Source organism: Leptolyngbya sp. FACHB-1624 (genome assembly GCF_047649235.1).
Taxonomy (GTDB): domain Bacteria; phylum Cyanobacteriota; class Cyanobacteriia; order Leptolyngbyales; family Leptolyngbyaceae; genus Leptolyngbya; species Leptolyngbya boryana.
The window spans coordinates 853396-865673 of record NZ_CP180258.1; the positions used below are offsets into that span (position 1 = coordinate 853396).

Sequence of the window (12278 nt, forward strand, 5' to 3'; positions counted from 1 at the left end):
TCATCAGGCGATCGCATCATGTTCTCATCTACCGCTACTACCCGTTTGAAACTTCTAAACCTATGGTTGACCAATTAAATGCCGCCCAACGGGATCAGCTTGCTCAGTCCAACACTCTAAAGCCAAGCTCGATCGATATGCCTCCAACCCCTGTGAAACGCAGATCGCTCTCCATCCCAGGACTTGCCCGATTTAGACGATTGAGCCTGAAAAACAAAGCGACCTTGATCGCGATCACCATCGGAACTCTCCCCGTTCTCGTCATTGGCACGATCGCGTATTCGTTTGCGAATCAATCGATTACGCGCCAAATCGTCAACAGTGAAGAAACCCTGGCAATCATCTTAAATGAGCGCGTTGCCAACTATATGGCAGAACGAACTGCCGACTTACAAATTCTCACAACGTCACCCATTCTCACGACTCCAGGGCTGCGAGATGCGACTTCAGTTGATGATAAACGAACCGTATTTGAGCGAGCGGCTGAGAGTTGGGACTACGAGAGCATTACGCTATTTGATAATGATGGTAATGCCGTCATTCAGACCGATCGCAACCCGATCCCACCCCAAGGCGACCAAGATTACTTCCGAGTCGCACTTCAATCGAGTCGGGTTTCAATTAGTCGCCCCATACGGTTAACACCAACTGCTCCTTATACCATCTACATCACAGTTCCGATTCAAGAAACCGGAACTGGAAGACGCACCGGAATCCTACGGGCAGTCCTGCCGCTCAAGAGTTTGGCAGCCGAACTACAAAACTATAACCAAACTGGCTCGACTTTCAGTGTGTTAGATGCGAGCAATCAGATCTTCTTGTCTTCTCAAGATAAGAACATCGGACAGACTGCTTCATCAATTTATTCATCTTTTTCCTCACTGCAATCTCGTCGAGAGCTCAACTCAAATGTTGTGACGCAGAAACTCAACGATGAATCTAAGCCCGTCCTCGTCAGCTTCGCGCCTTGGAAGGGACGCGATCGACTTCCCGATCTAGGTTGGGATGTTGTGTTGAGTATCCCAACTGAAATCGCTTTTGCACCACAGCGACAGTTACTGCTCACCTTTTTACTGGGAACTGCTGGCGCTGTTCTTCTGACTGGATTGTTCGCGGCTTGGTTAGCAAGTCGAGCAACTCGTCCAATTGTGGCAGCAACTAATGCAGTCCTGGAGCTGGGAAATGGAAGATTAGACACTCGTCTCGCTGTGAAAGGGAGCGATGAAATCAGCATCTTAGGGCGCAACATCAACTTGATGGCCGGACAGTTGCAAACCTTGGTTGTCCAGCAGACAGAAAGTGCTGAACGATCGCAGTTATTGAACCAGATCACCGTCAAAATTCGTCGCTCTCTATCTGTGAATGATATTCTTGCCACCAGTGTAGAAGAGATCCGAGCCGCCTTTAAAACCGACCGAGTCGTGGTTTATCGATTTGCCCCGGACTACCTGAGCGGAACTATCACCGCAGAATCAGTTGGCTCAAATTGGATCAAAGCATTGGGCAAAGTCGTCAGCGATCCGATGGAAGCGTCTTTAGTCGATCGCTATCGAGAAGGGCGCGTTTGGTCGATGGAAGATCTGAAGCAAGCAAAGCTGAGTCATTGTCACTGTGAGATTTTAGAACGATTGGAAGTCCAAGCGAATATGGTTGCTCCGATCGTGCAAAACCAAGAGTTGATTGGATTATTATGTGCGCATCAGTGTTCGGCTCCGCGATCGTGGAAACCCGAAGAAATTGACTTTTTCGGGCAGTTAGCCGTTCAGATTGGCTACGCACTCGATCAAGCAAGCTTGCTGGAACAGACAGAAGACGCGAGAAAATCAGCAGAGCAACTGTCTGAAGAACGGCAACAGCAGAAAGAAGCCTTGCAGATGCAGTTGATCAATCTGCTAGCAGATGTAGAAGGAGCTGTTGAAGGAGATTTGACGGTTCGAGCCGATGTTACGGCCGGAGAAATTGGCACGGTCGCCGACTTCTTTAATTCGATCGTGGAAAGTTTGCGGCAGATTGTTACCCAGGTAAAAGATGCTGCGAGTCAAGTGAATGCCTCGCTGAGTTCGGATGAACAAGCGGTACGGCAGCTTTCAGATGAAGCAACTCGCCAAGCCGATGAAACCAGCCGCACGCTCGATTCGGTTCAGAATATGCTGCGATCGATTCAAACCGTCTCGAACAGTGCTCAACAAGCTGCATCTGTTGCCCGTGAAGCTTCTTCGACCGCAGAAGCAGGCGGGATCGCGATGGAGCTAACCGTACAGAACATTCTCGGTCTGCGAGATACGATCGGAGAAACCGCGAAGAAAGTCAAACGCTTGGGTGAATCGACACAGCAGATTTCTAAAGTCGTTTCGTTGATTAACCAGATTGCGATGCAGACGAACTTACTCGCGATTAATGCTGGAATCGAAGCAGCACGGGCAGATGAAGGATCGCAAGGTTTCGCTGTCGTTGCAGAAGAAGTGGGAGATTTGGCAACGCGATCGGCAACAGCAACGCGCGAAATTGAGCAAATTGTCGCAACGATTCAGCGCGAAACGACTGAAGTGGTCGAAGCGATGGAGCAAGGCACAACTCAGGTCGTGGAAGGCACTCGATTAGTCGATAACGCGAAACAGAGTTTGGAGCAGATTCTAGAGGTATCGCGCCGCATCGATGATTTGGTGCAGTCTATTTCAGAGGCGACGGTGACGCAGGTGCAAACCTCAGATGCAGTCTCGCACTTGATGCAAGAGATCGTAGCCGCAGCAGGACGCACATCGGCATCTTCAATGGAAGTCTCTCGATCGTTGAGACAAACCGTAGAAGTCGCGCAGGAGCTACAAGAATCAGTGGGCACATTTAAGGTGGGCTAATGGCACAAGATAAAGAACTGGAAATTCGCCGTCAGTTTCTCGATGAAGCGCAAGAGTACTTAGATGTTCTTGATGCGACGATTTTAGATTTAGCAAATCATCCGATCGATGTGGCAAAAGCGAATGCCGCCTTGCGGGCAGCGCATTCGATTAAAGGCGGAGCAGGCATGATGGGATTTCAAGTTCTCAGTGAGCTTGCCCATCGGCTCGAAGATTCTTGGAAAGTCCTGAAAATTGACAAGTCGATTGTGGTTAGTCCGCGATTGGAGAATTTACTGCTTGCCTCAGTGGGCTGTCTGCGACAAGTTGTAGAGTTCGATCGCGAATCGATGCAGCGTCATCAGGATTCTTTTGTCGATGCGAATTGGCTCTCGGTTGAAGCGTATCCCGTCTTTGATGCACTACATGCTGAACTCGGCGATCCCCAGGAAGAAAATGCAGCATCGATTCTCTCACCCGAAGAAGGGCAAGACATCGTTCCACTGTTGTTTGAGACAGAAGTAGAAGGATGTTTAGAGCGATTAGAAACGGTGCTCAACACTCCAGATCAGCCTTGCTTGCGAGAAGAGGTAGCAATTCTGGCGCAAGAGTTGGGTGGGTTAGGCGAAATGCTACAACTTTCGCAATTTGTGCAACTGTGCCAATCGATTGCTTACGCGATCGAACAGGATTCACAGAATACTAGCGCCATTGCTGAGTCAGCTTTGACAGCGTGGCGCACCGCGCAAAAGCTTGCGATCGCCGGACAGTATGATCAAATTCCCACTGCGATCGCAGAATCGACTCTACCTCCAGAATTGGCTGATTTTGCAGACGTGCCTTCTGTCCTCGAACCCAATGTCGGCGAAACCGATTGGTTTACCGAAGCATTAGCAGCAGAAGCGTTAGCCGTCGATGATTTTCAGCCGATTCCGATGCCAACTCGCATTCCAGTCGGCGAACCAAAAGGCACAGATTTCAAAATTCTAGATCCCGAACCTGATATCAGTACGGCAACTGAAGCTCAAGATACGACTGTGCGCGTTCCCGTTCGTCAACTCAATCAGTTAAATGATTCGTTTGGTGAATTAACTATCGATCGCAACGGGTTAGATCTCTATCTAAAACGCTTACGAGGTCTAGCTCGGACTTTACACGACCGGGTACAAGTCCTTGATCAAGTCAATTCTAAGTTAAGAACTGCTTACGATCGCGTCACCTTAGATGGCAGTCGATCGCTCCAGGACAATCGTCGATCGGGCTTTGACGCACTAGAACTCGATCGCTATGGCGACTTGCACTTGTTGTCTCAGCAAGTGATGGAAACGATCGTGCAACTGCAAGAGGTGAGCGAAGACATTGATCTGAGTTTGGATGATGCGGATCAATCGGCGCGGAACTTAACCAAAACTGCGAAGCAGCTGCAAAGTGGCTTAACTCAGTTGCGGATGCGCCCCATTTCCGATGTGATCAATCGCTTCCCTCGCGCGATCCGAGAATGGTCATTGCAATATGGGAAAGAGGTGCAGCTTTCGGTGGTTGGGGGCAGCACCCTCATCGATCGCAATCTTCTCGAAGCATTGAATGATCCGTTAATGCATCTGATTCGGAATGCCTTTGATCATGGGATTGAAGAACCAACATTGCGCGCACTCAGAGGAAAGCCACCGCAAGGCACGATCGAGATTCAAGCGGCTAATCAAGGCAACCGCACGATCATTACTGTTAGAGACGATGGCGAAGGAATTCCGATCGACAAAATTCGCGATCGCGCTGAACAAATGGGACTCGATCCCGTCTTACTCGATGCGGCTCGCGATGAAGAACTGTTATCACTAATTTTTGAGCCTGGATTTAGTACGAGTACTCAAGTCACTGCCCTTTCGGGTCGTGGCGTTGGGATGGATGTGGTGCGAAACAATCTCAAGCAAATTCGCGGCGAAATTAGCGTGAATACTCAAGCCGGACAAGGAACAACGTTTACGTTATCGATCCCGTTTGCTCTTTCGACGATCAAAGTATTACTGATTGAATGTCATGGCATGTTGCTTGCTTTGCCAACCGATGTTGTTTCAGAACTCTTTTTACTCCAGCATAATCAAATTATTGAAACAGCGGGAAGTGAGGTTCTCAACTGGCAAGACAAAGTGGTGCAATTGGTGCGATTGCAGAAATGGATGCGATTTAACTGTCCGCAGATTCCGCATGGATTTGAAACACCACCCACGATCTCGATGACGAGTGTTGTGATCATTGATCAAGCACCGCAATGGTTCGGGATTCAAATCGATCGCTGTTGGGGTGAACAAGAAGCAACGATGCGAAAAGTAGAAGGAAACTTAGCTCTGCCCACTGGTTTTAGTGGCTGTACGATTTTGGGTGATGGGCGAGTTGTGCCATTGGTGAATGTGACGGAGCTATTGCGCTGGATTACAAGCTGTGAGCGCTCAGATATTCAACCGGATCAAGCCTTTAGCAAGCAACTGCGCGCAAGTTTAGCGGCATCCCAACCGAGTATGGCGCGATCGACAACGCCAACAATTTTGGTCGTTGATGATTCGATCAATGTGCGTCGGTTCTTAGCCTTGACTTTAGAACGATCGGGCTATCGAGTTGAACAAGCCAAAGATGGTCAAGATGCGATCGAGCGTTTAGAAGCAGGACTGTCTGTGCAAGCGGTGATTTGCGACATTGAAATGCCCCGATTAGACGGATATGGCTTTTTGGCAAAACTGCGATCGGACGAGCAGTTGGCACAGATCCCTGTGATGATGTTGACTTCCCGGAGTGGAGAGAAGCATCGAAAAGTCGCGGAGAATTTGGGAGCAGCAGCCTATTTTTCCAAGCCTTATAACGAACAGGTGCTCTTGCGAACTTTAGAAGGCATGGTGAAATCGACTGCTCTGGTTTAAGGCGATGCAGCGGAGTTTTGGTGTCTGCGAATTGAGTTGAGAGCTAGTAGTTCACCATAACAGACCGATAGGGGAGTGGGGGAAGGGGGAGAGAAGTTCTTACTCCCCACTCCCCCAAATTCATGCGCTTGACAACTAGCCCACGCCCCTAACCTACACACATCATTATTCCGCTCCTTCGATCGGCGCAAATCCTTGCCGCTGAACATTTTCCGTCACCACTCGCGGCTCTAGGAACTGAAGCAAATAATCGACTCCACCTGCTTTCGAGCCAACCCCTGAGAGCTTAAAGCCTCCAAACGGTTGCCGAGCCACGATCGCGCCTGTAATGCCGCGATTGATATACAGATTTCCGACCTCAAAATTAGCCTGTGCCTGCTCAATATGCGATGGCGTGCGCGAATACAATCCCCCGGTCAACGCATAAGGCGTACCATTCGCCAAATCCAAAGCTTCTTGGAATGAACTCGCACGCATCACAGCTAAGACTGGTCCAAAAATCTCTTCTTGAGCAATTTTGGCATTTGCTGGAACATTCGTGAACACTACAGGCGCAACATAGTAACCGCCTTCGGGTTTCGGAAGTTCGATCGCGACTTCTGCCTCTGTTCGTCCCTGTTCGATGTACTCCTGAATCCGCTTCTGAGCTTCGCCATCAATCACGGGTCCCACTTTCGTACTCGGTAATTCAGCTTCTCCAATGTTCAGAGATCGAGTTGCCTCGACCAATCTTGACAAGAATGTCTCATACACAGGTTCAAGCACGATCGCTTTAGAACACGCCGAGCATTTCTGCCCACTATATCCAAACGCAGACTGCACAACCCCCTGAACCGCTTGATCTAAATCTGCGCTCTCATCAATGATTACTGCATTCTTCCCGCCCATTTCAGCGACCACTCGTTTGAGGTGCTTTTGTCCAGGCTGTAACACGGCTGCATCCTTGTAAATCTGACACCCGACCGCTTGCGATCCAGTAAACACAATCATATGCACGTCAGGATGTTTGACGAGATGCGCACCCACGGTATGTCCTTTACCTGGAATAAATTGGAACACCCCAGCCGGAATTCCTGCTTCCACTAGAATCTCTGCAATCTTGGCAGCAATTACAGAAGAAGTCTCGGCAGGTTTCAACAATGCACAGTTGCCCGTGACTAAAGCAGCAACAGTCATACCAACCGGAATTGCTAATGGAAAGTTCCAAGGAGAAATGACTAGAACAATGCCGCGAGCGTGATAGCGATAGTGGTTTGTTTCACCGGGGAAATCGTAGTCCACGCCCCGATCGAGGCGTTCCATCTCATCAGCATAGTAGTTACAGAAATCGATCGCTTCTGAAACCTCGCCGTCTCCTTCCTTCACAGGCTTACCGACTTCGTAAGTCATCCAAGCAATCAATTCCTCTCGACGTTGCTCGAAAAGATTGGCAGCTTTGCGCAGAATATGAGCGCGTTCTTGAGCAGAAGTCCGTTTCCAGGCTGGAAAAGCAGCTTTCGCAGATGCGATCGCGTCTTCTGCTTGGTCAACGCTGATCAGCCCAATTGTGCCAACTGTTTCACTAAACCGCGATGGATTCTCAGATTTCAGCTTCTCAGCCGTTTCTACAAACTCGCCATTGATCAAAGGCAGGTAAGTTTGTCCAAACTGCTGACGAACTGATTTCAAAGCAGATTGAATGCGATCGCGTTTTGCTCGATCGGCATAGTCCGTATCGGCTGCATTCTCAAACTTATCTAGCGCTTTGAGTTGAGAAGGTTCACCGACTTGAGGAGCCGCAATCAAATCCTCGATCGGTCTTTCTTCTAAGTTCTGCCGCAAAAATGAACTATTTGCCGTATTTTCGAGCAACCGCCGAATCAGATACGACATTCCTGGAATCAGTTCACCGTAAGGACAGTAAACTCGAACTCGATAGCCTTGTTCTACAATCGCTTTCGCGAGTTTATCGCCCATGCCGTAAAGGGTTTGAAATTCGATCCGAGATTTCGGAATTTCTAAAGCAGTCGCGATCGCTAACGCATGAGCTTGCGATCGCACATTATGGCTACCAATTGCCGCATTCAAAACCTCGTGATTTTCGAGCAGCAATTCTGTCAAGCGTTCATAGTTCGCATCAGTCTCAGCTTTATCGTTAAAAACGGGCTGTTGCCAATCTTTCTGAACCGCTTTGATGGTTTCTTGATCCCAGTAAGCCCCTTTGACTAAGCGCACTGTGATCGGTGTGCCTCGCTCTTTCGCCCAATCAATCAACCCTTGTAAGTCGGCTTGACTGTCGCGCAAGTAGCCTTGAATCGTCATGCCCACATCAGAGCGCGATCGAAACTCTTCTTCTAAAAGCAACGCCTTCAAAGTCTCTAGCGTCAAATCTTTGTAAGCATACTGCTCCATATCAAAGTGAACGGCTGCTCCTAGCTCCTTCGCCCGACGCAGCAAAGTTCTAGCACGATCGGCAACCCGCACCTGACTTCCTGCCTCATCCAACGGGTCAAACTGCGAGTAGAATGCGGTCAACTTCACAGACACTTGCACCTTCGGCAATGGTTGCCCATCCGCGAAGTCAATTTGCTCAACTTTCGACCAAGATTTTGAGGCTTCGGTCAATTGCTCAAGCAACTCTAAGTAGCGATCGAGATAAGACTGTGCCTCCGCCTCCGTAATCACTGCCTCACCCAACAGATCGACCGTAAACGCCATTTTTTCTTTGCGTAGTCGCTCGATCGTTTTCAGCACTTGTTTCAGGTTCTCGCCTGAAATATATTTATGCGCCAATGTCTCAACCGCAGTAGAAAGCGTCGTTGCGGCAAGCTGTCCCGGCATCGAATCAGCATTGGCAAAATTCAGCAGACTCTTCAACGCTGCAGGTAATTCGACCGTCTGATCGCTCATATATTCCTGCAAATGCCGCGCGATTTCTGGCTTACTGCGGAGCGCAGGCAAACAATCAATTAACCGAAACAACTGCACTCGCAATCCTGGGTTACTCATTGCCCAGCCGAGCAACTTATCATCCCACTGCATCTGATCGCGGACTTGAGCAAACCAAGATCTCGATTCGCGAGTTGCTCGCAGCAATTGTCTCGCGATCGCTTGCGTTTGAGATTCATAATGCTCTCGCGAACCTGTGCCCAAGGCATCTCCAAAAGCTTGACTCACCATAACCTAACTGACTCCAATCGAAAAATCTGGGAAATGTGCAGGGAAAGTATCCAGTCTCCTACTGTTCTATTCTCGAATCTGTCAGGAGCGTCACAGTCGGGATGGATGAAAAAGGTTTATAGTTCCCAATTAAAGTTTGAGTTCGTTTACAGTTCGTAATTCGCTCTCATTGGAGATTCTGGCTGTAATTGTTTAGTTGTCAACTGCTCATACATAGTGGAGAGTGGAGAGTAGCAACCATGATTTTAGATCTTCACTCTATCGCCCTATCCGATTGAATGGAGTGAACTACTAACTTCTATCTTCAAAGCAGACAAGATTGAAATCAGTGGACTGAAACTCAATGAAGAAAATGTTTTAACTGGCTGTTAGTCCCAGAGCGGACTTCGCACGGTTAGTCCCGAATTCATTCCGGGGCGGGTGAGCAACGAAGCGAGAGAACTTGCCGAATTGATGTTGAATTACACCCATCTACATGCCACGGCAGAACTTCCCCAGAAGCGAGAGAACTTGCCGAATTGATGTTGAATCACCCTCTACTTACCACGGCAGAACTTCCCCGTTAGAATGCCAAAACGTCCCTGTATTGTCTAATGAAAGCTGTTCGATTCGCTGCAATAGTCCTTTAACAGAGGTCTCTGGAGTAATCCCGTTTACGGTAAAGTTTGTCATTCGGGTTTGCACCAAACCAGGATGCAAAATTGCGACAGCAATGCCTTGAGGCTTGAGATCGTGAGCCAGTGATTTTCCTGCCATGGACAAGGCAACTTTTGACATCCGATAACCATAAGAACCGCCAGACGTATTGTCTGCGATCGACCCCATCCGGCTCGTCATCAGCGCAATTTTAGAGCCTGACTTGAGCAAAGGCAGCAGTGCATGAGTCAATCTTAGCGGCGCGATCGCATTCACTTCAAACTGCTCTCGGATACTCGCAACATCTAGATGACTGAGGTCAATTCGTTTGGCAATTGCCGCATTGTTGATCAGAACATCGATCGTCATTTCACCTAAGCGCGATCGTAACTCTGCGATCGCAGATCCTGAGGTGAGTTCAATCCCTTCTTCAACTCGAATCCCTAGCTGCCGCAATTCTTCAGAAGCAGTTCGACAAACTGCAATCACCTCATGACCTTGCGCCTGTAATTGACGGCAATATTCATATCCAATGCCACGATTCGCGCCTGTCACCAAATAAGTAGCCATACACTTAGAGGAACACGTCTAAAACTTATTCATAGCCTACCTGAAATCGGTGTTTTCCAGCTTGTTCTATAGCCACCCTAGATTCAGTTGTGAAGTAAGAAGTTGTTCCCTTAGTAACTCCCCAATCCCCACTCTTTTGAGCCTTTACACTCAAACCGGATTGCTATAAATCTCTCTCAGTTGGTCGATTCGCTAACTTTAAGCATCGTGTAAACCTAAATCGTTAGCTTAAGATTCAATTCATGCAAGAGTTTGATTACTCACTGGACTTTAAAGCGATCGACTTTCGCCAGCATCCCGAACTGTATCGTATGGGTCGAGGTGAGCAAGGCGTATTGCTCGTTGAACCCTACAAAAGCGAGATATTGCCGCACTGGAGATTCAAAACGCCAGAGATTGCGCGTCAATCTGCAGACGCAATTTATCAACTCTTTCTCAACTACAAAGCTCAACAAGATTTTGTGGGCATGGACATGGCGCGTAAATTTCTACAGATGGGGTATACGCGCGCTCGACGCTATGCAAATCACAAATCAGGAAGAAAGTATGACAAAGGCGCTCAAGTCGTTCTGCCTCGCGTCGAAGATCCAGTGAAAGCCGAATCCGCTCAAATTTTCTACGAAAAATGGCAGCTTGCTAAAACTGATTCACTCTATATTGAACTGCGCGATCGCCATCGAAAACAGTCTGCTGAAGCGCAAGTTTTAGACTGAAAAAGCCGACTTCCGACAGACCCCACTCCGCATTCTGGTTCTGGCTAAAAAACTGCCTTAACTCAGGTTCTCGATCGCGATAGCATTTGAATACACCGATTCGTTCGTACTTTACATTTCAAATCTGCATTGTGCATCTAAACTGATAAAAATAAATTTATTACGTAAGCGGATTATTTAGTCCGCCGCAAACAATCAAACAGACAGTACAATGGGCAGACTAAATAGAGTGGAATTACCCCACACCTGAACTGTCCTGAAATTCAGACGAGTTCGGGACGGCTCTATATTATTTAAAAACACTCCAGCCAATTTACTAAAAGGAATCTCCGATGCAATCTTTCCTCTCGATCGATGATCTTGAAGCCGCCTCTCAAGAAACACTTGTCCTTATGGATACGCGGCGAGAAATACAGCAAAGATTAGAGCAATACTGTAATCGCTTAGAAGATCTTAAACGCGGCTTCGATGAAAAAGGCATTTTAGAAGGCGATACTCAAGCACGCAACACTTATGAACAATTAGTCATAGCCATTCGACATTACCGCAGCCAGATCCAAAACGATCTCCCTGAACTCTCTCGCCGCTTGATCGAAGCCCGACAATCCCTCGAAGAAAACGGCGAAAACACAACCGATATCGACTTCATCAAGCAAGTGATCGAAGAACGGCGGGAAGAACAAGCACAGCGCGAATACGAAGCGCAAATGAGCCGACACCAAGCCGAAAAACTCACCCAAGAACGACACGAAACTGCCGAACAACTTCTCGATCGCATTAGAGAACAGACCAGCTATTATGATGCCTCTTACTTAGCTATGGACGTTTATCACTATCGAGAGGATTTGAAAGGAGTCGATCGCTTAGATGAAGTCGTAGAGTTTCTGTTTAATCGCGTTCAAGAGTTAAGCGACAAACCAATTACCCTGCAAGGCACTGCCATCCAGAAGCTAAAAATCATGGATGCACATGCCCGCAAACTCTGGGCACAAGCGCAATCCGAACCCAAAGCAATCCTCGAAAAAAAGCCGAAACCTGAAACGGACATCGAAGAAAAAGAACAAAAAGAATCTTATACGCACTTACGCGGCAAAGTCGTTGTCTTTGGGGGACACACGACAACACGCACTTATGTAAAAGAAAAGTTACCGAAAGTTTATTTTGTCTGGTCAACGGTTGAGGATGGCTTACTGATTGTCGATCAAGCCGTGCAGCAGATTCAAACCGCCGATGCAGTTCTCTTACTCACCGATGACACCAGCCATGCGGTCACCCGCAAAGCCATGACCGAACTGCGACGCTTGAAAAAACAACCGATCGAACTGCATCACGAAGGCGTGAACACGATCGTCGAAAAAATCGCCTGGAAACTCATGTTCAAATCTTGTTAAGCCAATTTCTGCATCTGTCCTAACGGATCGGACACAAGAATCGCTATTTTGGTATTGGTATTG

Annotated in this window: 6 protein-coding genes; 4 read left to right on the top strand and 2 right to left on the bottom strand. The window is 48.1% G+C overall.

Going from position 1 to position 12278, the window contains the following annotated elements; translation table 11 throughout:
* Nucleotides 1-62 precede the first annotated feature (62 nt).
* Both ACMUEV_RS03930 and ACMUEV_RS03935 read left to right on the top strand, forming a co-directional pair.
* Nucleotides 63-2855 (top strand): methyl-accepting chemotaxis protein, encoded by a 2793-nt coding sequence (locus tag ACMUEV_RS03930; RefSeq protein WP_190648917.1) that lies wholly within the window; start codon nt 63-65, stop codon nt 2853-2855.
* Nucleotides 2855-5746: a hybrid sensor histidine kinase/response regulator gene (locus ACMUEV_RS03935; RefSeq protein ID WP_190648920.1), complete on the top strand. Its 2892-nt coding sequence runs from the start codon at nt 2855-2857 to the stop codon at nt 5744-5746. Before ACMUEV_RS03930 ends, ACMUEV_RS03935 begins: the two co-directional genes overlap by 1 nt.
* A gap of 165 nt (nt 5747-5911) precedes the next feature.
* Here the strand turns inward: ACMUEV_RS03935 and pruA are convergent, their stop codons facing one another.
* Both pruA and ACMUEV_RS03945 read right to left on the bottom strand, forming a co-directional pair.
* Entirely contained in the window at nt 5912-8905 is a 2994-nt protein-coding gene (gene pruA / locus ACMUEV_RS03940) for an L-glutamate gamma-semialdehyde dehydrogenase (protein ID WP_190648923.1), read from the bottom strand.
* Between the two features lie 540 nt (nt 8906-9445).
* Nucleotides 9446-10111 (bottom strand): SDR family oxidoreductase, encoded by a 666-nt coding sequence (locus ACMUEV_RS03945; RefSeq protein ID WP_190648926.1) that lies wholly within the window; start codon nt 10109-10111, stop codon nt 9446-9448.
* A gap of 242 nt (nt 10112-10353) precedes the next feature.
* On the opposite strand from ACMUEV_RS03945, the gene ACMUEV_RS03950 reads away from it, so the two are divergent.
* Together ACMUEV_RS03950 and ACMUEV_RS03955 are read left to right on the top strand one after the other, a co-directional pair.
* Complete coding sequence (locus ACMUEV_RS03950; RefSeq protein ID WP_190648930.1) at nt 10354-10824, top strand: DUF4385 domain-containing protein; 471 nt, start codon at nt 10354-10356, stop codon at nt 10822-10824.
* Between the two features lie 332 nt (nt 10825-11156).
* Nucleotides 11157-12215 (top strand): hypothetical protein, encoded by a 1059-nt coding sequence (locus tag ACMUEV_RS03955; RefSeq protein ID WP_017290591.1) that lies wholly within the window; start codon nt 11157-11159, stop codon nt 12213-12215.
* The last annotated feature ends 63 nt before the right edge of the window (nt 12216-12278 follow it).